Source organism: Nocardioides sp. YR527 (genome assembly GCF_900101045.1).
Classification (GTDB): Bacteria; Actinomycetota; Actinomycetes; order Propionibacteriales; family Nocardioidaceae; genus Nocardioides.
This window is the reverse complement of sequence record NZ_FNFN01000001.1, coordinates 520,319-543,726: the sequence shown is the minus strand read 5'-3', so window position 1 is coordinate 543,726 and position 23,408 is coordinate 520,319. Positions and strand designations below refer to the sequence as shown.

23 protein-coding genes are annotated in these 23,408 nt (G+C 68.4%); 2 read left to right on the top strand and 21 right to left on the bottom strand.

The annotated features are described in order from the left end of the window. Positions 1 to 16: 16 nt before the first annotated feature. The 3 genes from BLT25_RS02605 to BLT25_RS02595 form a co-directional block, all read right to left on the bottom strand. Entirely contained in the window at positions 17 to 412 is a 396-nt protein-coding gene (locus BLT25_RS02605; protein ID WP_091041557.1) for a hypothetical protein, read from the bottom strand. Then, on the bottom strand, positions 399 to 2,123 hold the full coding sequence (locus BLT25_RS02600; protein WP_091041555.1) for a right-handed parallel beta-helix repeat-containing protein: 1,725 nt from the start codon (positions 2,121 to 2,123) through the stop codon (positions 399 to 401). The genes BLT25_RS02605 and BLT25_RS02600 overlap by 14 nt, the downstream gene beginning before the upstream one ends. Positions 2,124 to 2,202: 79 nt before the next feature. Next, on the bottom strand, positions 2,203 to 4,284 hold the full coding sequence (locus BLT25_RS02595) for an acyl-CoA dehydrogenase family protein (RefSeq protein WP_256328411.1): 2,082 nt from the start codon (positions 4,282 to 4,284) through the stop codon (positions 2,203 to 2,205). A gap of 206 nt (positions 4,285 to 4,490) precedes the next feature. On the opposite strand from BLT25_RS02595, the gene BLT25_RS02590 reads away from it, so the two are divergent. Next, positions 4,491 to 5,126: a TetR family transcriptional regulator gene (locus BLT25_RS02590; RefSeq protein WP_091041549.1), complete on the top strand. Its 636-nt coding sequence runs from the start codon at positions 4,491 to 4,493 to the stop codon at positions 5,124 to 5,126. 78 nt (positions 5,127 to 5,204) lie between these two features. On the opposite strand, the gene BLT25_RS02585 is transcribed toward BLT25_RS02590, so the two are convergent. The 16 genes from BLT25_RS02585 to BLT25_RS02510 form a co-directional block, all read right to left on the bottom strand. Next, a complete protein-coding gene (locus tag BLT25_RS02585) occupies positions 5,205 to 6,014 on the bottom strand; it encodes a hypothetical protein (RefSeq protein ID WP_091041546.1) in 810 nt (269 codons plus the stop codon). Between the two features lie 10 nt (positions 6,015 to 6,024). Further along, positions 6,025 to 7,188 carry a hypothetical protein gene (locus tag BLT25_RS02580; RefSeq protein WP_091041544.1) on the bottom strand — a complete coding sequence of 388 codons (1,164 nt, stop codon included), beginning with the start codon at positions 7,186 to 7,188 and terminating at the stop codon, positions 6,025 to 6,027. Between the two features lie 331 nt (positions 7,189 to 7,519). Then, complete coding sequence (locus BLT25_RS02575) at positions 7,520 to 8,278, bottom strand: glucose 1-dehydrogenase (RefSeq protein WP_091041541.1); 759 nt, start codon at positions 8,276 to 8,278, stop codon at positions 7,520 to 7,522. Between the two features lie 2 nt (positions 8,279 to 8,280). Further along, a complete protein-coding gene (locus tag BLT25_RS02570; RefSeq protein ID WP_218131212.1) occupies positions 8,281 to 9,159 on the bottom strand; it encodes an SDR family NAD(P)-dependent oxidoreductase in 879 nt (292 codons plus the stop codon). Between the two features lie 6 nt (positions 9,160 to 9,165). Next, positions 9,166 to 9,360, bottom strand: a complete 195-nt coding sequence (locus BLT25_RS02565) for a ferredoxin (RefSeq protein ID WP_091041539.1) — start codon at positions 9,358 to 9,360, stop codon at positions 9,166 to 9,168. 29 nt (positions 9,361 to 9,389) lie between these two features. Then, positions 9,390 to 9,866, bottom strand: a complete 477-nt coding sequence (locus BLT25_RS02560) for a pyridoxamine 5'-phosphate oxidase family protein (protein WP_091041536.1) — start codon at positions 9,864 to 9,866, stop codon at positions 9,390 to 9,392. Between the two features lie 96 nt (positions 9,867 to 9,962). Then, positions 9,963 to 10,817, bottom strand: a complete 855-nt coding sequence (locus BLT25_RS29685; protein ID WP_176883550.1) for a hypothetical protein — start codon at positions 10,815 to 10,817, stop codon at positions 9,963 to 9,965. Beyond that, positions 10,817 to 11,389 (bottom strand): hypothetical protein, encoded by a 573-nt coding sequence (locus tag BLT25_RS02550; protein ID WP_091041535.1) that lies wholly within the window; start codon positions 11,387 to 11,389, stop codon positions 10,817 to 10,819. Before BLT25_RS02550 ends, BLT25_RS29685 begins: the two co-directional genes overlap by 1 nt. 5 nt (positions 11,390 to 11,394) lie before the next feature. Further along, positions 11,395 to 12,672: an MCE family protein gene (locus BLT25_RS02545; RefSeq protein WP_091041533.1), complete on the bottom strand. Its 1,278-nt coding sequence runs from the start codon at positions 12,670 to 12,672 to the stop codon at positions 11,395 to 11,397. Beyond that, positions 12,672 to 14,024 (bottom strand): MCE family protein, encoded by a 1,353-nt coding sequence (locus BLT25_RS02540; RefSeq protein WP_091041531.1) that lies wholly within the window; start codon positions 14,022 to 14,024, stop codon positions 12,672 to 12,674. Before BLT25_RS02540 ends, BLT25_RS02545 begins: the two co-directional genes overlap by 1 nt. Beyond that, entirely contained in the window at positions 14,021 to 15,286 is a 1,266-nt protein-coding gene (locus BLT25_RS02535) for an MCE family protein (protein WP_091041529.1), read from the bottom strand. The genes BLT25_RS02540 and BLT25_RS02535 overlap by 4 nt, the downstream gene beginning before the upstream one ends. Further along, a complete protein-coding gene (locus BLT25_RS02530) occupies positions 15,283 to 16,272 on the bottom strand; it encodes an MCE family protein (protein WP_091042418.1) in 990 nt (329 codons plus the stop codon). Before BLT25_RS02530 ends, BLT25_RS02535 begins: the two co-directional genes overlap by 4 nt. A 79-nt stretch (positions 16,273 to 16,351) precedes the next feature. Further along, the gene (locus BLT25_RS02525; protein WP_091041527.1) at positions 16,352 to 17,449 is read right to left on the bottom strand and encodes an MCE family protein; all 1,098 of its coding nucleotides are present in this window, start codon (positions 17,447 to 17,449) and stop codon (positions 16,352 to 16,354) included. Next, positions 17,446 to 18,588, bottom strand: a complete 1,143-nt coding sequence (locus BLT25_RS02520) for an MCE family protein (protein ID WP_091041524.1) — start codon at positions 18,586 to 18,588, stop codon at positions 17,446 to 17,448. Before BLT25_RS02520 ends, BLT25_RS02525 begins: the two co-directional genes overlap by 4 nt. A 7-nt stretch (positions 18,589 to 18,595) precedes the next feature. Continuing rightward, positions 18,596 to 19,438, bottom strand: a complete 843-nt coding sequence (locus BLT25_RS02515) for an MlaE family ABC transporter permease (RefSeq protein ID WP_091041523.1) — start codon at positions 19,436 to 19,438, stop codon at positions 18,596 to 18,598. Between the two features lie 7 nt (positions 19,439 to 19,445). Beyond that, entirely contained in the window at positions 19,446 to 20,177 is a 732-nt protein-coding gene (locus BLT25_RS02510) for an MlaE family ABC transporter permease (RefSeq protein WP_305367616.1), read from the bottom strand. A gap of 340 nt (positions 20,178 to 20,517) precedes the next feature. On the opposite strand from BLT25_RS02510, the gene BLT25_RS02505 reads away from it, so the two are divergent. Next, positions 20,518 to 21,768 (top strand): phospholipase D-like domain-containing protein, encoded by a 1,251-nt coding sequence (locus BLT25_RS02505; protein ID WP_091041519.1) that lies wholly within the window; start codon positions 20,518 to 20,520, stop codon positions 21,766 to 21,768. Positions 21,769 to 21,880: 112 nt separating this feature from the next. On the opposite strand, the gene BLT25_RS02500 is transcribed toward BLT25_RS02505, so the two are convergent. Together BLT25_RS02500 and BLT25_RS02495 are read right to left on the bottom strand one after the other, a co-directional pair. Beyond that, positions 21,881 to 22,786 carry a DNA-3-methyladenine glycosylase family protein gene (locus BLT25_RS02500; RefSeq protein ID WP_091041516.1) on the bottom strand — a complete coding sequence of 302 codons (906 nt, stop codon included), beginning with the start codon at positions 22,784 to 22,786 and terminating at the stop codon, positions 21,881 to 21,883. 147 nt (positions 22,787 to 22,933) lie between these two features. Continuing rightward, a complete protein-coding gene (locus BLT25_RS02495; RefSeq protein WP_091041515.1) occupies positions 22,934 to 23,365 on the bottom strand; it encodes a MarR family winged helix-turn-helix transcriptional regulator in 432 nt (143 codons plus the stop codon). Between the last annotated feature and the right edge of the window lie 43 nt (positions 23,366 to 23,408).

Below are 23,408 nucleotides of genomic sequence, written 5' to 3'. Positions count from 1 at the left end.
AGCACCGGCTCAGAACTCAGATGATCAGGCTGCCCAGGTCGCGGACGATCTGCTGGCCGATCTCGGCGGCGCCCTGGTTCGCGCCGGTGGCCACACCGGCCGCGATCCCCGCCACCGCGCCCTTGAGATAGTTGATGCCTCGGCGTACGACCGTGCGGTCGGGCTCCTCCTTGGCCACCTCGGCCAGGACCGCCTTGCCTTCGACGACCGCGTCCTTCAGGTCGTCCTCGGGGAGCCCGAGAGTGCCGAGCTTCTTCAGCACCTCGGCGACGACCGTGGCGATGTCCGGCTCGCTCGCCGGGTTGACCTGATACTGGACGCTCTCCCGATTGCCCATCGACATCTGCCCGTTGAAGTCTCCGAAGAACATCGGCTCGTTGTAGATGTTCTCCCTGTCATCACTGCCGCTCATCGACCTCTCCTCGCTCCTGGACCTGCTCGACGGACCCGTTGCCTATGGCGACCTGGCCGGTGACCTCCTTGAAGAACATCGGCGTGTTGTAGATGTTCGTGACGTGCGCGACGACCGCGTCCTTCGCGCTCACCGTGCTGGTCGTGATCGTCCGAAGCGCGGAGGTGAGCCCGATGACGCGTACGTAGTCGTTCTTGGTCACCGCGAGCCCTGAGGCTGCGGTCACGGTGCACCCCTGGATCTGACCGCCGCACTTGTCGAGGACCCGGAACCCGATGTCTGCCGCGTCCGTCACCGTCGTGTCCCTGACGTCGACGAAGGCGTCATGGATCCCGATGACACCGATGCCACCGGGCCGCAGCAGGTCGCTGTCCTCGACCACCAGCGTGCCGGTTCCCATCGCGATCAGACCGAACGACTCCATGTCCCTCAGCTCGGAGCGCTTCATCACCAGGCTCGCCGTGCCCTGGACACCGACACCACCGCCGGCCTCCGCGATGACGCTCTGCGAGACCATGATCCGGGCCTCGTCCACGGCCGAGAGCGCGAGCGCGCTGCACCCGATGACCTTCGCCCTGGTGAAGGTCCCGGTTGACCTCCCGCGGGCGTCGAGGCCGACCGGCGTGTCGGTGAGGCTCAGCTCGTCGAAGGTCGCGGCCGTGCCGGCGAGAAGCCTGACCCCGGCGAAGCGAAGCCGGTTCAGCCGGATGTCGCGGAACCGGGCTTCGGCGCCCTCGACGACGACCCCCACCGCGGACCGCTCGATCGTGCAGCCGCTGACATCGACCGCACCCCACTGCCCGACCTCGGCTCCATCACCTTTGACGAAGACACCGATCGCCTCCGCGTCCTGGATGAGGCAGTCCCGGAAGGACCCGGCGCCACGCTCGGAGATGTTGATGCCGGTCTCCACACACTCCAGGAAGGAGCAGCCGCTCACGGTCGGGTTCGCCCCCGACCTGGAGGAGAAGGCATGCCGTGCCCGACGCACCGTCACGTCGCGCACGGTTCCGGAAGCACGCTCGGCGAACCCGATCGCCGTGCCCGTGTCTTCGATGGTGGTGCCGGAGATCTCGGCCCGCGCCGCCTCGCCGATGACCGCGACCATGGTGTCGTGACACGAGGTGAAACGGCCGGACGCGATCGTCACGGACGAGCCTGCCTCCACCCGCACCGCGCTGAAGCGCGGCCGCTCGATACGGGAGTCACGAACCTCCACCCGAGCCCCTTCGATCACGGCGAGGGCGTTGTCAGGACTGTCGAGGAGCTCGCAGCTCTCGACGACTCCCGTAGCCCCGGCGAAGAGCACCCGCCCACCTCGGAAGGTGGAGCCGCTCGCCTCGACCCTCGTGCCCGGGGCTGCCCAGAGAGTGATCCGGCCGCGCGTCTCGACATCGATCTGCCGGACCTCGAGCGAACCACCCCGGCAGACGACCGCCTCCCCCACCTCGGCCACGAACCGTAGGCCCGAGAGGCTGATCGTCCCGTCGCAGTCGAGCACCTGCCCGGCAGCCGAGCGGATCGTCACCGAGCCGGGCTCCCTGGCGACCAGCGAGACGTTCCCGCGCACGATCAGCTGCTCGTCGTACGTCCCGGGCTCGATCAGGACCCTGACATCCCTGAGCGACCGAGAGGCCTCTTCGAGCGCCGCCTGGATGCTGGGACAGCCACGGCGCGCCTTGCCCGTCACACGCAACGTCTTGGCCGACAAGCGCCGCCTCCTTGGAAAGGTCCGACTCCCGAGGAAGCCTAGCGGCGATCGTCAGTCGAACACGTCGACTCGTGCGGCTCTAGCGTGGCAGTCCGAGGATCTGCTCGGCGGCCACGTTGCGGAGCACTTGGGTGGTGCCGCCGGCGATGGAGAGGCAGCGGGTGAGCTGGGACTGGTGAAGATCCTCGCGGACCTGCGGGTCGTCGGTGAGCGCCAGCGGACCGAGGAGGTCGACGACGAGCTCGGAGGCGTCCTGGCGGTTGCGTACGGTCAAAAGCTTGGCGACCGAGGACTCCGCGCCGGGTCCGCGCCCGGCGAGCGCCTTGAGCGTGGAGCGGACGCCGAGCAGCGAGCAGACCGTGGAGAGCGCGACGGCATGCCCGACCCGGGCGAGGTCGGCCTCGCCGCGACCGGCGGCGAGCTCGACCGCGCGCTCGACGCTGCCGCCGAGATTGGTCGAGGCCATCGCGACCCGTTCGTTGGCCAGCGTCGTGCGGGCCAGGCGCCAACCGCCGTCGACATCACCGACGACGAGCTCGTCGGGCACGAGGACGCCGTCGAGGAAGACCTCGTTGAAGAGCGCGTCGCCGGTCAGCTCGCGCAGCGGGCGGACGTCGATCCCCTCGCTGCGCATGTCCACCAGGAAGTAGGTGATGCCCTTGTGCTTGGGGACGTCGGGGTTCGTACGTGCCAGGCAGATCGCCCAGTCGGCGTCGGCCGCGAGGGAGGTCCACACCTTCTGGCCGGTCAGCCGCCAGCCGCCTTCGACGCGCTCGGCGCGGGTCGCCAGGGAGGCCAGGTCGGAGCCGGCGCCGGGCTCGCTGAAGAGCTGGCACCAGACGATCCGGCCGCGCAGCGAGGCGTCGACGAACCGCTCACGCTGGGCGTCGGTGCCGTACTCGAGGATGGTCGGCACGGCCCAGCCCGCGATCTTGATGTCGGGACGGGACACCCCGGCCGCGGCGAGCTCCTCGTCGATCACGAGCTGTTCGACAGGACCGGCGCCGAGGCCGTACGGAGCGGGCCAGTGCGGTGCGAGAAATGCGGCGTCCACGAGCGCGTCGCGGCGCTCCGCCTCGGGAAGCGCCGCGATCGTGGCGACGGTCTCACGCACCCGGGGACGGACCGCATCGTCCTTGCCGTCGAGGTCGACGCGGACCGCGCGGCGGGTCCCGGCAACGGCCTGCCCTGCCAGCGCGACTGCATGGGCGTCGCCGCCACCGAGGAGGCTGCGCAGGGCGACCGCGCGGCGCAGGTAGAGGTGGGCGTCGTGCTCGAAGGTGAAGCCGATGCCGCCGAGGACCTGGATGCAGTCCTGGGCAGCCCTGACTGCGCCGTCGATCGCCGTGACACCCGCGACCTCGGCTGCGAAGGCCCACTGATCGGCATCGGCGTCGTCGGCCGAGGCGGCCGCGTCCCAGGCGGTCGCGGCCACCGCCTCGGCCGTCTCCAGCATCTGGGCGCACAGGTGCTTGATCGCCTGGAACGACCCGATCGGCGCGCCGAACTGCTCGCGCACCTTGGCGTACTCCACGGCCGTCGTCAGGCACCACCGCGCGATCCCGGCGGCCTCGGCGGCAGCGAGGGTGAGCGCCGTACGCCGCACCGCCTCGCCCCTCAGGCCCGGGACCTCGACCGCCTCGCCGGCATCGACGTCGACCCGCACCTCGGCGACCCGCCTGGTCAGATCGGGGCCCACCTGAGGACGTACGTCCACCTGCTCGGCCGCCAGAAAGAACCAATGCTCCACACCGTCGGCGCCGCGGGCACCGAGCAGTAGCCGGGCGGCCCCGCCACCGTCGTAGACGACGGGAACGGTTCCTCGGAGGCGCTCGCCGAGCTCCAGGACCGGGTCGAGCGCGATCCCGCAGCCACCGGCGGTGACAGCACCGACCACGTCGTCGAGCCCAGCCGCGCCGGCATGAAAGGCGGCGACCGTGCTGCCGAGCAGCGGACCCGGGAGCAGCTCGTGGGCGCACGCCTCGAGCGCAACGGCCGCGTCCAGCAGGATCCCACCGCCACCGTTCGGCTCGGGCGCCGCGATGCCGGCGACGCCGTACTCCTCGACACCTCGCCACACCTCGTCGAAACCCGCAGAAGCGACGCCTTCGGCGGCGCGGGCGAGCGCGATGCCGCCCAGCCCTTTGGCCCAATCGCACAAGCTTTCACTGAGGGCTTGGTGTTCGTCGGTGATGCCGATCGGCACAGGAACCTCCTACTATTTCCGCGGCCTCTGGAATAGAGACTGATGTAGAACGTGTTACAAGTCTAGACTCACGTAGGAACGTGTTTCACTCTCGGGCGCCGATGCGGTTAGCCTGAGATCCACAGATCGAGATCCGGTCATAGTCCTAGGGGGGACAACCAGTGACGTCCGTCAGCACGGAGCCACGAGACACCGACGGCCCGAGTCCGGCCACCGCACCCACCGGCGGTTCCGCGGCCCAGCGAGAGCGCCGCCGGCGCATCCTCGACGCCACGATCACGCTCGCCGCCGAGGGTGGCTTCGACGCCGTGCAGATGCGCGCGGTCGCCGAGAAGGCCGAGGTCGCGCTCGGCACCCTCTACCGCTACTTCCCCTCGAAGATCCACCTGCTGGTCTCCGCGCTGGCGCGTGAGTTCACCAAGGACGTCGACCGCTCCGCCATCCGCGCGACGCCGGGCGACACCGCCCACGAGCGGATCATGTACGTCCTCAACCGCCGCACCCGTGCCCTGCAGAAGCAGCCCAAGCTCACCGAGGCCCTGGTCCGCGCCTTCATGTTCGCCGACCAGTCGGTGACCGGCGAGATCCACGAGGTCGGCACCAGCCTTACCACCGTCATCGCCCGCGCCATGCACGGCACCCCCGACCACGGAGAGGTCACCGAGGAGGAGGCGGCCATCATCCGGATCATCTCCGACGTATGGCTCTCCGCCCTCATCTCCTGGGTCACCGGCCGCATGGACGCCGAGGACGTCGAGAAGTCGATCGACGTCGCCGTACGCCTCCTGCTCCGCTGACCCGCCGAGGCGTCACTCCGGTCGTTCGAGACGTCGCCCGGCTGACGTCTCGAACGACGTACGTGACGTCTCGACCTGTCAGCAGCCCGGGGGCGTGTCGGTCACCGACGCGTCCTCGGGTGTCTGCGCGCGACCCAGGCAGCTGAGACTCCAGATGAGACTGTAGGCCCGATCGTCGCGGTGGCCCGTGATCGCAAAGGGACGATCGCCGGGGGCCTTGATCGTCATGGACTCTCGCTCGCCGTGGTCGACATAGTCGGCCTCCAGCACCCACTCGCAGGTGGGCCCGGCACTGGTCGCCGCGATCGAGATGACCACCGTCTCGCCCTTGGCGAGCGTGACCGTCCCGCCGTCGAAGTATGCCGACCCGTCGGCGACCGAGATCAGCTGAGGAACGGCGTCGTCGATCGCCGTCTTCAGCTCGATCTTCTGACCCTCACCCTGCGGGGTGTCGTCGACGAGGACACCGTCCTCGATGCGCTTCGTGCACGGCCCGGTCCGCTCCGGGCGGAGGTCGGTGATCACGACCGGGTCACTGTGCCGACCGACGAGGGTGACCTCCCAGGTGATGCGGCCCGCGGCATACCACTCGTGCTCGGCCTCCCAATCCGGATCGTTGATCGCGGCGGCCGCTTCGCTGAAGTTCCTAAACTTCGCCGACGCCACACTCGGGATCAACACCGGACCACTCAGCGGCTTCCGATCCACGTCCACAACCTTGATGCCGCTGCCGGGCTCACTCCAGCCGTCGGGCAGAAGGCCGGCGAACAGGCTCTGCAGGCCCGAACTGAAGGTGGCACCCAGCGCCACCAGGATCACGCCTACGACCCAGGTCGCCGGCCGTCTCACCAGCGAGGCCAGTCGGCCCTGCCCGTCCCTCGGGGCCACGTCGACCTCATCAGACCTCTTCTTCGACTGATTCGACTGCTTCGACATCGGTCTGCGCTCCTCTCGAGAGTCGGTAAGCGAGCGCGACCGCGACGCCAGAGATCCAGCCGAAGAAGACCCCGAACCGCACCCCGGCGGCGACGGTCTCCAGCGCCCAGTGGGTCGCAGACCCGGCGAACTCCTCCGGCGGTACGAGCGCCCCTTCGCACAGGCCGACGACCGCGGCGAGCACTACCACCACACCCCAGCACTGCAGGACGATGCCGAGCACGCCCGGTGCGCCCGCTCGTGGCCAGCGTGCCACCACCAGGAGGACGGCCAGCCACACCAGCACCACCAGAGCGGCCGAGGTCAACGTACGTGGCAGCCAGACCGAGGTGTCGAAGCTCCCACTGAGCGAGTGCGGGTTGTGCGGGGCCGTCAGGCTGGCATGGGCGAACCAGACCAGGCGCACCCAGGCCTGCCGTGGGCTGATGTCTGTTCCGTACGGGTCCGCGTCCGGGCTGTAGTCCCAGACGAACCCACCGACGAGCGCCACCACGAGCAGCGGCAGCGTCCCCCAGGTCCCCACCTGCGCCGCCCACCGCCACCTGATCGCCTGGGCATCGGCGGGGCCAATCGTTTCCCTGTCGCCTCGCAGGGCGATGGTCGCAAGTGCGAGGAAGACCGCCACCACGGACGCCGCATAGCCTCCGAACACGCCGACGACCAGACCCAGCCAGACCCCGTCGTCGGTCACCGCCCGGATGACCCACGGCAACGACCCCAGGCCGCCACCAGTCGCGAGAACGGTCTGCACGGCGACGAAGAGATTCGTCAAGCCGCCGGCCAGAACGCTCGCACACAGCACCCGCCCGCCGACCGCAACAGGACTGTCCGATCCTGTCCGCAGGCCCGCGTAGACCAGCGCGACCAGCATCACGATGAACACCAACGTCGGCCAGCCGGAGACCGGTGCGGGCGAGAAGCCCTCGTTCGTCACCGCCGATCCCCACAGGAAGGAGAATCCATCGGTCAGGCGCGCGAGCACCTCACCGAACCAGGCGTGCCCACGGGCACTCCAGAGCGCGGTGATGTCGCTGACGTAGACCGGGATCGCCAGCACGAAGCTGTAGAGGAACGCGAAGACGCTGAGTACCGCGACAGTGGCGAACGCACTGCGTCCTCGAGACATGTTCAGATGGCCTTCGGTTCGTCCCCGCTGACAGAAACCTTCCCGCCGCAGTATGCCGCAGACCAACACCGCGTGACGGCGAATAACGCCCCGCCGAGAAGTCACTCCCGTCGGCCGAGTCGGCACGGTGGTGCCATCTCGACCGACGTACGTGACGTCTCGGCCGAATAGGCAGTTCTGGTGACCCTAGTCGGTCCTTCTCAACCGGGCCGAAGCGTCACTCGCGTCGGCCGAGTTGGCACCACGATGACGTCTCGGACGACGTACGTGACGTCTCGGACGACGTACGTGACGTCTCGGACGACGTACGTGACGTCTCGGGTGTGGTGGGTCAGCCGCCGTAGGCGTGGGTGGCGGTGGCGCCGCCGTCGATGGCGATCTCGGCGCCGGTGACGAAGCCGGACTCGTCGGAGGCGAGGTAGACGTACAGCGGTGCGATGTCCTCGGGGTGGCCGACGCGCTTGAGGGCGACCTTGGAGGCGCCGAACTCCATGGCGGCATCGTCAGCGCCGACGCCGCGGGTCATGGGGGTGTCGATCATGCCGGGGTGGACCGAATTGACCCGGATGCCGCTGGGGCCGAGCTCGAGGGCGGCGGCCTTGGTCATGCCACGGATGGCGAACTTGGTGGAGGTGTAGCCGGCCACGAACGCCATCCCCGCCAGACCCTCGATCGAGGAGGCGTTGATGATCGAGCCGCCGCCGTTCTCCTTCATGGTCGAGATCACCGAGCGCATCCCGAGGAAGCAGCCGAGGGTGTTGACCCGCCACAGCAGCTCGAACTCCTCGACCGGCTGGGTCAGGATCTCGCCGAAGCGCAGGATGCCGGCGTTGTTGGCGAGGACGTTGACCGGGCCGTACGTCTCGGCGGTCTGTGCCACGAGCGAGGTCCAGGAGTCCTCCGAGCTGACGTCGTGGTGGACGAAGAGCGCGGACTCCCCCAGGGAGTCGGCGAGCAGCTTGCCGGGCTCGTCGGCCACGTCGGCGATGACCACCTTCGCGCCCTCGGCCACGAAGGCGCGCGCGATGGCGGCTCCCTGTCCCTGCGCGCCACCGGTGACGATCGCGATCTTCCCCTCGAGACGTGCCATTCTCAGTTCTCCTTGAGCTTCAGCTGCATGATCGAGTCGGCCGAGAAACCGGCCGCGGGGTCGCGGTCGGCGAACCAGCCGCCGACCTGCTTGTCGAGCGAGTCCATGTCCCAGGCCGCGTTGTCGAAGCGCTCGGCCACCGTGGGTGGCGCGAGAACGGCGATCATCCCGCCGTAGACGACGAAGACCTGCCCGGTGATCCCGGCGGCCGCCGGCGAGGCGAGGTAGGTGACCAGCGGTGCGACGTGCTCGGCACCGTAGGAGTCGCCCGTGAGCACACCCTCGGTCATCGCGGTCGCGGCGCGCGGGCAGATCGCGTTGGCACGTACGCCCGAACGAGCCATCGAGCGCGCCGTCGACATCGTCAGCGCGGTGATCCCGGCCTTCGCGGCGCCGTAGTTGGCTTGTCCCGGAGGCCCGGCCAAGAACGCCTCCGAGGACGTGTTCACCACCGCGGCGTCCACCGGTGCGCCCGTCGACTTCGCCACCGAGCGCCAGTGCGCCGAGGCGTTGCGGGTCAGCAGGAAGTGGCCACGGAGGTGGATGCGTACGACGAGATCGAACTCCTCGTCGGACATGTTGAAGAGCATCTTGTCGCGGGTGATGCCCGCGTTGTTGACCACGATGTCGAGTCCGCCGAAGCCGTCGAGGGCCGCAGCGAGCATCGCGTCGGCGGTGGCACGCTCGCCCACGTCGCCGGCCGCGATCACCACCTCGCCACCGAAGCCGCGGATCTCCTCGGCCGCCTCCTCCGCCGCGCCGGGCAGGTCGTTGAGCACCACCCGGGCGCCCGCCCGGGCCAGGGCGACGGCCTCGGCACGCCCGAGACCCGCTCCGGCGCCCGTGACGATCGCCCGCTTGCCATCCAGATCAATGCTCACGTGGTGCTACTCCTCGATCCTCAGGGCCGCCTTGGGGCAGCCGGCCACGGCCTGCTCGACGCGGACGCGGTTCTCGTCGGTCACCGTCGGGTCCTCGATCTGCAGGTAGTCGTCGTCATCGATCTCGAACACGTCGGGAGCGAACGACTCGCACATCCCATGGGACTCGCACAGGTCGTAGTCCGCGATCACCTTTGCCATGTCGGCCTCCTTGTTCCTCGTCGTCCTGGTCAGCCCTGGCCGGGCAGCGCGCCCAGCTTGCGGTGGTCCCAGCTGGCGACCTTGTCGGGCTCGATGACGATGCCGACGCGCTTGTGCGCCTGCTTCGAGACCAGGTCCTCGCCGAGCTCACCCAGGTCGGCACCACCAGCCATCCGGGTCATCACCCGCGACCCGATGCCCTTGATCTCGTCGTAGTCCTCGACGAGCCTGGCCCGCCCGGTGATGCTCACCCCACGCAGCTCGAAGTAGTCCACGCCGTCCTCCACCAGGCAGGTGACCCGCGGGTCGCGCCGCAGGTTGTGGACCTTCTGGGAGGACCCGTAGGTCCAGAAGGCGATCTTGCCCTCGTCGAGCACGTAGAACAGCGTCGTCAGGTGCGGAGCGCCGTCGGCACCGACGGTCGCGACCTGCACCTTCATCTGCGAGCCGAGGAAGTCCTCGATCTCGGCCTCGGTCAGCTGTACGGACTGGCGGGAGCCGGCCATGTGCCCTCCTCGAGCAGTGAAACTAGAACACGTTCTACCATAGCAGGGACAGGAGTGTCCCTCGGAACAACCTCATCATGAGACCTGGGTCGCGGACTAGGAGGCGGCCGTCATCTCGGAGATCAGCCAGCCGCCGTCGTCCTTGACCAGCGTCAGCACCTCCCAGGTCGGGCTGACCACGGTGTTCTTCGTCTTGGGCGCGGTCGCGCTCTGGTTGACGAAGAGAAGCACCTTCGCAGAGTCCTCGGTCGCCGAGATGATGGAGGCGGCGCAGTCCTCGTCGACGCAGGCCTTGCCCTCCTCGGCGGCCTTCGCGCCCTCCTCGGAGAGCGGCGCCACCTCGGCTGCGACCTTGATGCCGAGATCGGCCTGCTCCTTGCGCTTGTCCTCGCCGGGCAGCGTCTTCTCGTAGTCCTTCTGCATCGCCGGCGTCATCAGCTTCTTCGCCGCCGCGATGTCCTTCTCCGCGCTGGCGGCCTGGTAGGACATCACCGTCTGGGTCAGCCCGATCGAGTGCTCCATGATCGCCGCCCGGGACCCGGCCGCGGTCAGCTCACCGCTCGGTGCGACGTCGTCGTTCGAGGCCAGGTCGACGGCCAGCCAGAGCAGGCCGCCGGCCACCAGGACGAGTACGCCGAGAACGGCCGTCAGCACCCGGCTGCCGTCGCCCAGCCACCGCTCGGCGATCCCGGCACGCGCTTCGTCCTCAGCCTCGTCCTCGGCCTCGTCCTCAGCCTCACCCTCATCCTCAGCTTGAGACTCTTCCTCGGCCTCAGCGGCCTCCGGAGCAGCCACCTCGTCACGTACGTCCTCGCCCTGCTCCTCGGCCGGAGGCAGCAGGTCGGAGCCGCAGTAACGGCACTTGATCGCGGCGGCCTTGATCGTCTCCGCGCAGAAGGGGCACTCCTTCTGGCCGGTGGAGACCGATCCGTTCGCTCGTACGCCTGTCATCAGTTGACTCCTGCCAGGTCGGACATGCGCCATCCGTCCTTCGTCTTGTCCAGCGACACCTTGAACCGGTACTTCGAGCAGCGCGCGCCGTCGTAGGGGCAGGTGTCACTCTTCTTCAGCTCAGCGGTCTGGCTGCTGGTGACGACCGAGTCCACGGCGACCAGCACGACCGCCTTCTTCGACCCGATCGCGCGGATGCCGACCTGCTTGACCTTGCCCTTGGAGACGGTCTGGGCGGGGATCGCGGCCTGCCGGATCTGCTCGGCGATGGCGGTGTACTCCTTGCCGAAGGTGCCGGTCGAGATCTCCTTGACCGCCTGGATCCGTGGGTCCATGTCGCGGTAGTCGACGTCGAGGAAGGCGATCACGCCCTCCTCGGCGACCGCCTTCACCTCGTCGTAGTCGGCGGAGGCAGCCTCGGCGGGCGTCGTCCAGGGAAGCACCCGGGCGCCCCCGATGAAGACGGCGGCCGCGAGCACGACCAGGACCACCACCATCGCCGCGAGGACGGTGTTGACCCGCCCCAGTCTGGCCAGGGAGAGCTTGACGTCGAGAGAGTTGTCGGATGGCATCTGGCTCACTCCTCTCCCAGGATCATCGATCGCCAGGAGTCGTCGGACAGGGCGGAGACCAGGCCTCCGTCATCGGTCGGGGTGGACATCGTGACCGTCTTTCCATCGGGGAGCTTGGTGCGCCCGGTCTTCGGGTCGTAGGTCGTGACGTACTTCCCCACACCCTCGGGCTCGGGCACCATGTTGACACCCCGCTGCATGATCGGGTTGTTGCCCTCGTAGCCGGGCTGGGCGCGTTCGTCGGTGCACTTGGCCGGGTAGAGCGGCTGATCCTCCATCACGGTGCCGGGGATCCACTGGTCAGACGGCTTGTAGCCCTCCTGGCAGGGCGGCGTGGTGTAGACGAAGCCCATCGACAGGTGACCGTAGCCGTCACCGGGCGAGCCGGTCCACCCGGTGGCCACGACCCGCGGGAAGGTCACCAGGGTCTGCTCGATCGCCGGCAGCCGGGCGGTGAGCACCTCGTTGACCGTGCTGAGGTTGGCCAGGAAGACGGGCAGCAGCGGCTGCAGCCCGTCGAGCAGGGACTGCACCTGCACCGCAGTCGCCTCGCCGCCCTGCAGGATCTCGCGCAGCTCCGGGTCACGCTTGTCGAGGGTGGCGGTGACCTCCTCGAGCCCCTTGGCGAAGTCGCGGATGTCTCCGCTGTGCTCCTTCTGCGTCTGGAGCACCGTCTGGCTGGTGTTGAGGAGACGGATCGTCTCCTTCTGGTGCGCCGAGGCCTCGTCGACCAGCGTGGAACCCGAGTCGAGCAACGTACGCAGGTTCTCGGCGTTGCCGCGGAACAGCGTGCCGAGCTCGGCGACGACGGTGCTCAGGTCCTCGCCGTTGATCGAGGTGGTGAAGCTGTTGAGCTCGGTGAGCAGCTCGTCGGTGGTGCCGGGCATCGACTCCGGACCGGCGGTCACGACGTCGCCCTCGGCGAGGTAGGGGCCGGAGGCGGAGTCGGGGATGAAGTTGATGTACTGCTCCCCCACCGCCGAGAGGTTGTGGACCTCCACCTCGGCGTCGCGCGGCACCTCGGTGCCCGGATCGAGCTCCAGCTCGGCGCGTACGCCGTCGTCGGTGACGGTCATCGAGGCGACCCGGCCGATGCCGATGCCCCGGTAGTTCACCTCGCTGCCCTCGTAGAGACCGCCCGAGGCCGGCAGGTCGACCGACACGTCCACGTGGCGACCCAGGACCCGGTCGACGACGCCGAGGTAGGCCGCCGAGACGTAGAAGATCCCGACCGCGGCGAGGATGAGGAAGATGACCAGCTTGTTGCGGACGCTCCGTGTCATCAGCTGCCGCCTCCCAGCAGTCCGAGGAGGCCGAGCAGGCCCCCGGTCGTCGGTTCGGCCGTGGGCGACTCGGCGTCCGGGGGCGCCGAGAGTCCTTCGGCGATCTCCGGGACCAGGTCGTTGAGCCCCGGCGTCTTGGTCGAGGTCTCGCTCTTGGGCAGCAGGTCGGAGACGTCCGGGATCTTCGGCATCTTCTCGCCCTTCTTCAGCGGCGTGTCCTCCTTGCCGACCACCGAGCACACCAGGTTCAGGTTGGTGAGGTCGCACAGCGACTTGGCCAGCGGCTGGATCGCCGCGCAGCCCTTCGAGTAGGAGAGACAGATCTGGATGACCTGCGGCAGGATGCCGGTCGACTCGCCGTTGGTGAGGCTGCCGACCAGCTTGTTGAGGTCGAGGTCCATGTGGAACAGCGCGTTGGAGTAGTCGCCCATCGCCAGCCCCGAGGCGTTCTCCGGGAACGGGAAGCTGGCCGCCATCATCAGGCCGCGGGGCAGCGAGTCGCCGGCGTCGGCGAGCTCGCGCAGCGTCGGCGCCAGCTCGTCGAGCGCCGTGGTCAGGTTGGCGCCGCTCTGGTTGATCACCCGGGTCGCCACGACACCGAGCCGGTCGAGCGCCTTCATCATCTTCAACAGGTCGGCGTGCTGCTGGCGCAGCACCTTCAGGGCCGGCCCGAAGGAGTCGATCGCCGCCTCGATCTTCGCGGACTCCTTGTTGAGGGTGCGGGTCAGCCGGTCGACCTGCTCCATCGCCTTGATGATGGAGCCCTTCTGCTGGTTGAGCGAGGCGACCGTGGTCTCCAGGTTGCCCAGCAGCGCCCGCATGTCACCGGTGCGCCCGTCCATCATGGTGTTGAGCTCGTCGCTGATCGTCTTCAGCTGACCGACTCCCCCGCCGGCCAGCAGGAAGGAGAGCGCGCCGAGCACCTCCTCGACCTCGGGGTTGCGGTTGGTGCGCTCGAGCCCGATGGTGGCACCGTCGCCCAGCTTCCCGGCACTCGCGATGGTGGAACCCTCGGGTGCCACCAGGGCGATGTACTTCTCCCCGAGCAGGCTGGTCTGGCGTACGTTGGCCAGCGCGTCGGCCGGAAGCTCGATGTTCTTGCGCAGGGTCATGGTGACCTTCGCGTGCCAGCCCTCGCGCTCGACCTTGTCGACCTGGCCGACCGGGACGTCGTTGGCCATCACCTTGGTGCGCGGCACCACGTCGACGACGTCGTTGAACTCCGCGACGACCACGTAGCCCTCGCCCTCGCCGACCTCCTTGCCGGGAAGCGGCAGGTCATAGGCCTGTACGCCGCACCCGCTGGCCACGGCGACGATGCCGAGCATCGCCAGGAAGGCTCTGATCCTCACTTCTTGCCTCCTGACATCAGGTCCTGGAGCGACCCCGAGAGTGCTCCGATCCCGCCCTCGGTGACCACCTCTGGCTCGACCTCGGGCTTCTTGGCCTTGTCGCCGGAGATCCCTGTCGGGGTCTCGATCGGCAGCCCGGTGGCGGTGTCGCGGTCGGTGGGAGCGGCGGCGTCGGTGAGCGCACCGCCGACCGCCGAGGTGACCCCGCTGGGCAGCAGCGCCTTGAACAGTGCGCAGATCTCCTTGGCCCCCGGGATCTGGTCGTTCTCGACGACCATGCAGAGGATGTTGGAGAGGTCGGAGCCGATCGGACCGACCTGCAGCCGGAAGCCGACCGATCCGGACGCCGGGTCGAAGGACTCGGCCAGGTTGCCGATCCCGAGCGGCGCCAGGTCGATGACGGTGCCGAGCGTCTCCTTCTCCTTGGCCAGGATGTTGAGCGTCTTGTTGAGCTGCTTGACGTCGCCGACCAGGGCGTCGCGGTTGTTCTCGACGAAGGACTTGGTCACCTTGACCGCCTGCGCGATCGCGACCAGCGCCTGGTCGAGCTCGTCGCTCTCCCCGGCGAGCTGGGTGGAGACGTCCGCGAGGTCGGTGAGGAACTTCTCGGTCGTGTCGTCGTTGCGAGCCAGTGTCCTGGTGACCTCGGAGAGCTGGGAGAGGGTGCTGAAGAGCTGCTCGGAGTTGCCGCCGAGCACCTGGGCCGCCTCGGACATGTCGGCGATCGCCTGGTTACCGATCTTGCCGTTGCCCTCCAGTGCGTCGGCGCCCTCACGCAGGACGTCGCTCAGCGCACCGTTCTTGTTGGCTCCGTTGGGCCCGAGCGCCGTGGTCAGCTCGGAGAGGCTGGCATAGATCCGGTCGAGCTCGACCGGCACCGCGGTGCGCTCGATCGGGATCTCGCCGCCGTCGGCCATCGTCGGTCCACCGGTGTAGGCCGGTGTCAGCTGCACGAACCGGTCCGCGACCAGGGTCGGGGTGACGATCGCCGCCTTCACGTCCTTGGGCAGCTTGTAGTCGCTCTCGTACTCGATCACCGCGTCGACGTGGTCGCCCTTCGGCTCCAGCGAGGCGACCTTGCCGACCTTGACACCCATGATGACCACGTCGGAGCCCTCGTAGATGCTCACCGCCTGCGGGAAGCTGGCGGTGACCAGCTTGGTGTCGGGCGCGGCCACCTCGGAGACGAGCAGCAGCCCGCACATCAGCACCAGCGCGATGGGCAGCGCGGCCCACTTTCGGCCCCAGAAGTTCTTTGTCATTCCACGATCCCTGGTCGTCGTCCGGGCACGAACTCGCCGCTCACGATGCCGGTCAGGTTGGCGAGGTAGGCGTCGAACCAGGGGCCGGTGCCGATGATGTTGATCAGGATCGACGCGTACGGCCCGTAGTTCTGGATGGTCTTGGTCAGGTCCTCGTCGCGGGCGTTGAGGAACTTCAGCGCCTGCTGGAGCGCGTCCAGCGCGGGACCGATCTGCTTCTGGTTCTCCTTCACCAGGGCCTGCAGCTGCTCGGCCAGGGCGGTGGCGTTGACCAGCAGCTGGTGGATGGCCTGGCGGCGTTGGATCAGCTCGGCGAAGACCTGGTCGCCGTTCTCCATCACGCTGACGATGTCCTGCTTGCGCTCGTTGACGAGCTGGACGACCTGCTCGGCGTCCTGCAGCAGCGACTCCAGCTCGTCACCGCGGGCGGCGATCGTCTGGGAGAGCGCGGCGATGCCCTGGAAGGCGCCCTGCACCTCGGGTCCCGCCTTGTCGAGGGTGCCCGACATCGTGGTCAGCGCCTTGGCCAGCTGCTGGGTGTCGATCGCCTCGGTCGTCTCGGCGAGGTCGCCGAAGGTGCCGACGATGTCGCTGCCCGCGCTGGTGCGGGCGAGCGGGATCGTGTCTCCGGCGTCGAGCGTCCGGCCGCCCTGCGGGGTGACGTCGAGGTACTTCTCCCCCAGCAGGTTGAGCACCCCGATCTTCGCCTCGCTGCGGTGGCCGATCTCGGCGCCGTCGACCGAGAAGGAGACGACCACCTTGGCCCCCTCGATCTCGATGTCGCTGACCCGGCCGACCCGGATGCCGGCGATCTCGACCCGGTTGCCCACGTGCAGGCCGCTGGTGTCGGAGAACTCGGCCTGGTAGGTGGTGCCGGCGAACCACGGCAGCTTGCGCAGGTTGAACGCAGCGGTGAGCGCCAGTGCGATCACGACGATCGTGATCACGCCGGTGCGCTTGAGCTGGGTGTCGGAGTGGTGTGCCATCAGACCGGCACCTCCGTCGAGGAGGAGCAAGGATACGGACGCACCGGTCTGGGATTGATGGTCGTTCGCTGGCGCTCACTCATAGCTTGCACCTCTCGGCCCGGCTGTAGAAGGCCACGTTGTCGAGCTGCTTCTGGATCGCCTTGACGGCCGGTGAGTTGTCGAGCAGCTCACCGAGCGAGGGCAGCTTGATCGAGAAGTCGAGGTCGCAGAGGTAGTAGTTGTACCAGGAGCCGTAGCTGCCGATCCGCGCCTGCGACTCGAGGGTCTCCGGGAGCCGCTCGAGCGTCTTGTCGAGCAGCTTCTGGTTGCCCGGCTTGTTGAGGATGTCCACCACGCGCTTGAGCTGCTTGATGTCCTCCTTGAGGAACGGACGTACGTCGGTGAGCAGCCCGGCCAGCTCGTCGGTGAGGTCGCCGATCGAGGAGATCGAGTCGCCGATCGCCTCCTTGTCGCGCGCCAGGTCCTTCATCCACCCGCTGAGCTGCTGGATGAGGTCGGCCAGCTCGGTGTGGTGCTCGTTGACCGTGTTGAGCGTCTTGGACAGGTTGGTGATCACATCGCCGATCAGCTGGTCGCGTTCGGCCAGGGCGCTGGTCAGCTCCGCCGTCTCCGAGAGGAGGCTCGCGACCGTGCCGCCCTCCCCCTGCAGCACCCGGATCAGGTTGAGGGAGAGCTTGTTGACGTCCTTGGGCTGCAGCGCCTGGAAGAGGGGCTGGAAGCCATTGAAGAGCTCGGTCAGGTCGAGCGCCGGCGTGGTGTTGGCCATCGCGATGGCCTGTCCCTTCCGCAAGGGGGTGCCCTCCGATCCCGACTGCTGCCCGGCGTCCTGGGTCAGGGCCAGGTAGCGGTCGCCGACGAGGTTCAGGTAGCGCACCTGGGCGCCGCTGGCGGTGGTCAGCGGCACCGTCGCGTCGACCCGGAAGGTGACCATCGCGTGGTCACCGCCCTCGATCTCGACGGAGAGCACCTCGCCCACGTTGATGCCGGCGACGCGTACGTCGTCTCCCTCGCTCAGGCCCGAGGCGGTGGTGAACTCGGCGCGGTAGGGCACCCGGTCGCCGAAGCCGACGTTGCCCATGATCGAGGCCAGGGTGCCGGTGACGAGGATCGAGAGGACGGTGAAGATGACCAGCTTGGTCCCGGCGACCGCGGTCTTCAGATCTCGCTTGTTCACTGCAGACCCCCGTTCCCGGGCGCCCACGGGACGTCCTCGGTGCCGTTCTCGAGCTCGTTCGGGCCGGCCGGCACCTGCGGGTTCGGCAGGCCGTCGCACCATGGGCCATGGCCGATCTCGCCCCACTCGGGGCGGTCGTCGCGGCCGTAGGCCGGCTTCTGCGTGCCGTCGAGAACCATCGTCTGGCGCACGCGGTTCTGCTGGAAGACGGTCGCCAGCAGCTCGGTGTAGTCGTCGAGGCCCCGCAGCAGGCAGGTGTACTCCGGCGAGTAGTCGGAGAGCAGCTTGAGCAGCGGCACCGCCAGCTCGGTCTCGTACCTGATCGCCTTCTCGTTCTCGGCGAGCAGGTTCTTGGAGGTGTCGGCGACTCCGGTCACGGAGGTGAGCAGGCCGCCGAGGCGGGCACGCTGCTCGGTGACGGTGTTGGCGGTGGTCGTGGTGTTCTCGAGGACCTTGACGAGGTCGGGCGCGGCCATGGAGTAGGTCTCGGCGACGTCGGCCATGTCTTCGAGATCGCGTTCGAGTGTGGGGAGGTGGACGTTCATCTCTTCGAGGTAGTCGTTGAGCTGGACCATGGTCTCGCCGAGCTTCTCCCCGTTGCCGGAGAGTGCGGTGGCGAGGGCGTGCAGGGTGCTGTTGAGGTCCTGGGGACGGATCGACTTCAGCAGCGGGAAGAGCCGGGCCAGGATCACGTCGAGCTCGACGCTGGTGCGGACCCGGTCGGCGGGGATCACGGTGCCGTCGCTCAGTGCGCCGGTCCGCTCTCCTTCAGGGTCGATGAACTCGACGTACTTCTGCCCGAACAGCGTCGTCGGCTTGATCGCGACGCTGACGTTGGCGGGGATCTGCTCGGCCTGCTCCGGCTCCAGACCGAGCTCGATGACGGCCTTCTTGCCGTCCTGGTTGATCTCGCGGATCTGGCCGACGATGACGCCGTGCATGCGGACGTCGCCGTAGCGCGGCAGCTGCAGGCCGGCCCGATCTGCCTCGACGCTCACCGTGGTGAACTGCACGAACGCCTTCTGGTAGATCGCCACGCAGAGCGTGATCAGCAGGGCGAGGGTCACCGTGAAGGCGATCCCGGAGACGAAGAGCTTGGTGTGCTCGGCGCGGGTGTCGCGCTGGATGCCCATCAACATCTGGCGCTCACCCCGTGATCCGGACCGTGGTCGTCGATCCCCAGATCGCGAAGCTCAGGAAGAAGTCCGCGACGACGACGGTGACGATGGACGTACGGATCGCCTTGCCGACCGCGATGCCGACCCCGGCCGGGCCGCCGGAGGCGGTGTAGCCGTAGTAGCAGTGGATCAGGATGATCGCGACCGCGAGGATGATCAGCTTCAGGAAGCTGTAGAGGATGTCGATCGGCGGCAGGAACGCCAGGAAGTAGTGGTCGTACGTCCCGCCCGACTGCCCGTACATCAGCGTCGTGATCAGCCGCGGGCTGAGGTAGGAGGCGCACAGGGCGACGATGTAGAGCGGGATGACGGCCAGGAACCCGGCGATCATCCGGGTGGTGACCAGGTAGGGAAGGCTCGGCACGCCCATCGCCTCGAGCGCGTCGATCTCCTCGCTGATGCGCATCGCGCCCAATCGGGCCGTGTAGCCGCAGCCGACGGTCGCGGCCAGCGCGATCGAGGAGATCAGCGGGGCGACCTCGCGGGTGTTGAAGAAGGCCGAGATGAACGCGGAGAACTTCGCGACGCCGATCTGGCTCAGGCTGGCGTAGCCCTGGATGCCGACCTCGGAGCCGGCGAAGAAGGCCATGAAGGCGATCACGCCGACGGTGCCGGCGATCATCGTCAGGCCACCGGCACCGAAGGCGACCTCGGCGAGGATGTTGAGCACCTCCCGCTTGTAGCGGCGGATGGTGCGTGGCGCCCAGGCCAGGGCCTTGACGTAGAAGAGCAGCTGGTCGCCGTAGCCTTCGACGGCCTGGCGCTGCTCCTTGACGATCTGGTTGCCCACCTGGGCGAGCGTGTTGGACACCGGGGGATCACAACCCGTCCTGAGGAACGATCTGGAAGTAGACAGCGGTCATGATGGAGTTGAGGACGAACAGCATCATGAACGCGATGATCACGGCCTCGTTGACCGCTCGGCCGACGCCGCTGGGACCACCCTGGGCGTTGAGGCCGTTGTAGGCGCCGATGATCGCCGCCAGGAAACCGAACAGGGCCGACTTGACCATCGAGATGTAGAGGTCGGGAAGGCTCGCCAGCGCGGTGAAGCTCGACAGGAACGCACCGGCCGAGCCGCCCTGGACGATCACGGTGAAGAAGTAGCCGCCACCGATGCCGGTCGCGATCACGATCCCGTTGATCATCACCGAGACGAACAGGCACGCGAGGACCCGTGGGATGACCAGCCGGATCACCGGGTCGATGCCCAGCACCTCCATCGCGTCGATCTCCTCACGGATCTTGCGCGATCCCATGTCCGAGCAGATCGCCGACCCGGCGGCACCGGCGATGATCAGCGCGGCCGCCATCGGCGCCGCCTCCCTGACCACCGCGAGCACCGCCGTCGCCCCCGCGAACGACTGGGCCCCGAGCTGGCCGGCGAGGTTGCCGACCTGCAGCGAGATGACCGCCCCGAAAGGGATCGAGACCAGCACGGCGGGCAGCAGCGTGACGCTGGTGATGAACCAGGCCTGCTCGAGGAACTCCCTCATCTGGAACTTGGTCGTGAAGGTGCCCTTCACGACCTCTCCGGTCATCAGACCCATCCCGCCGACACCTCGGACCAGCGAGGCGAACTGCACTGCCATCCTTGACCTTTCGCGAGGGCTTGTGACTCGGCTCACGTTTCGAGCCTGTAGTAGAACATGTTTCAGTTCTGAGGGCAACGACCCGCCGCGACATGCCCGGGAACAGGGTGGGAGGTATTTCGTTTCAACGACTTACCCGGCGGTAGGTGACGCGGGTCACAGGATCCTCCACCCTTGGTCCCGAGCGCGATCACCCGCGCCGGAGCCGCCGATGGGGTAAGAAGTCCGCGCCGGTGTGTCTCGCCGCGCCGGGCCGGTTAGATTGGGGACCGTGATGAGACTGTCGCCGGGGGGCGTCATGAGGTTCCTACGCCGCCTGCTCCTCGTTGTCTTCGGCGTGCCGGTGGCGCTCGCCGTCGTGATGAGCCTCGTCGACGGCTACCGCAGCCGCGGCCAGCGCGGGCGAAGGGGCAAGCCGTTCCCGGTGACGCCACCGTTGACCAACAGCGTCGGCGACGGCACGGTCACCGCCTATACGTTCGGCAACGACCTCTACGAGGACATGATCGCCGCCATCGAGGGCGCCAAGAAGCAGATCTTCCTCGAGACCTACATCTGGAAGGGCGACGAGGTCGGCCAGCGGTTCAAGCAGGCGCTGGCCTCGGCGACCGAACGCGGGGTCGACGTCTACTGCATCTACGACGAGCTCGCCAACCTCGTGGTTCCCTCCCGGTTCAAGCGCTTCCCCGAGGGAATGCACGTCCTGCGCTACCCCGCCTACGCGGCAGGGTGGCGCTTCTTCGACCTCTCCCGCTACGGCCGCGACCACCGCAAGATCCTGGTCGTCGACGACACCGTCGGGTTCGTCGGCGGCTACAACATCGGGACCGCGTACGCCACCGAGTGGCGTGACACGCACGTGCGCATCACCGGCCCCGGCGTCTGGGACCTGCGCCGCGCGTTCGCCGACTTCTGGAACCTCAACCGGCGGCGGCCGCACCCGCTGAACCACCGCGACGGCGCCGAGGGACCGCTGCTCATCGAGACCGCCCCGTCATGGGAGCCCGACCTCCGGTTCCACCGCAACGTGCCCCGGCTGTGGATGTTCCCGATCCGGTCGATGTACCTCGAGGCGATCAACCGGGCCTCCCGCAACATCTACCTGACCACCGCCTACTTCGTCCCCGACGAGGACTTCGTGGACGCGCTCAAGGCCGCGGCGCGGCGCGGGGTCGACGTACGCATCCTGCTGCCGCTGAAGTCCAACCACATCGTCGTCGACTGGATCTCGCGCGGCTACTTCTCCCAGCTGCTCGGCTCGGGTGTGCGGATCCTGCGGTTCAAGGACGCGATGATCCACGCCAAGACCGCCACCGTCGACGGCTTCTGGTCGACCGTCGGCACCGCCAACATCGACCGGCTCTCGCTGACCGGCAACTACGAGATCAACCTGGAGATCTTCGACCGCGACGTCGCCAAGCAGATGGAGGAGATCTTCTCCCGCGACGAGTCCAACGCGATCGAGCTGACCGCCGACGAGTGGGCCGCCCGCGACATCCACCGCAAGTTCACCGAGCTGGTCCTCACCCCCCTGCGCCCCCTGCTCTGAGCCCGTAGCCGGCACGACCGCCCCGAGGCCTGCCGAGTCGGCGGATCTGCCCCCGTGCCTCGCGAAGCGAAGCGAGCGAGAGGGGGCGGATGCGCCGACTCGGCAGTAAAACTCAGCTAGGCAAGTGCGTCCGAGGCGACATCTTCGGCCCCCGCCGAGGCCGCTGCCCAGCGCCTCGATAGATCAGCGCCACGACGCGGGCGCGGTGCGGGCGGAACCGCTCCAGGTAGTCGCGGAGCCGGTCGTCATCCCAAGCCTCGTTCGTCAGCGCCCACCCGACGTCCTTGGCGAGGTGGTAGTCACCGAAGCTGACCGCGTCGGGGTCGCCGAGCGCCCGCTGTCGCACCTCGGCGACGGTCCACTCCCCGATGCCCGGGATGGTGGTGAGGCGACGCTCGACCTCCTCACCGGGGAGACCTGCGGTCCGCTCGACCGCGGTCGCGACCCGGGCAGCCTGGAGGACGGCCTTGGACCGGGCCGGATCGACCGGCAGGCGCAGCCAGTCCCAGCTGGGGATCGTCCGGAGCGTCTCGGGTGTCGGCTGCAGGCGCAGCCCGTGATCAGCGCCCGGGCCGGGGGCGACCTCACCGAAGCGCCGGACCAGGTTGCCGAAGCCGCGGAACGCCTCGTTGTTGGTCACCTTCTGCTCGATGATCGAGGGCACCAGCGCCTCCATCACCAGACCGGTGCGCCCGAAGCGTGGTGTCTCGAAACGCTCCAGCAGGCCCGCGAGCAGCGGGTCGTCGGTACGGAACTCCTCGGGATGGTCGCCCGCTCCCAGCAGCCCGGGCACGTGCTCCAGGGCCCACTCCGCACCCTCGCCCCATGCCTCGGACTCCACCTCGGCGTCGCGCTGGCGCAGCCTGAGCGTGGCGGGGCCTTGTGGCGTACGGACGGCTCTCCAGTGGTCCTCGCCGAGGATCTTGTACGTCGGATCCCCCAGCCCGCGCCGCAGCGGCCGCAACATCGAGGCGAGGCCCACGGCATAGCCCGGGCGCACGGTCCGTTGCTGGCTCATGCGGCCACCGTTGACCGAGGCACCTCGGCGACCTGTCGCTTCCTTCGCGGAACTCCCCGAAGTAGGCGGGGCTCCACCGAGTTACCTCGGTGAGCATTCACGGCGCTCATGTCTCGAGGTTAGCCCGCTGGGAGACCTGGCTGGTGATCAGACGGGTCGCGTCGCCGGCTCGGTCGCGGCCAGAGCCGTGAGCGCGCGCTCGAACGCGGCCCGGTCGGCCGGGTCGAGATCGGCCAGCAGCTCGGACTCCATGACTCTGATCGCCTCGCGGCAGCCCCGGAGGGTCCGAGAGCCGGCCGGCGTCAGGGAGACGATCCGGTTGCGACGGTCGTCCGGGTCCGGTTGGCGCTCGACCATGCCTTGGGCCTCGAGCCGGTCCAGGTTGCCGATCAGGCGGGTCTTGTCACGGCCCGTGGTCGCGGCGAGCTGGGCCTGCGTGGGCGCATCCGACTCGGCCAGCGCGGTCAGCACCGCGTAGTCCCACATCTCCAGTCCCGCGGAGTCGAGGATGGGCTTCTCGCGGGCCATCACCTCGCGCATCAGACGGGACAGCAGGAAGCCGAGCTCAGGTCGATCCACGGCAGGATCCTAATCGCTCGACATATCATCTACCTCTGCTTAC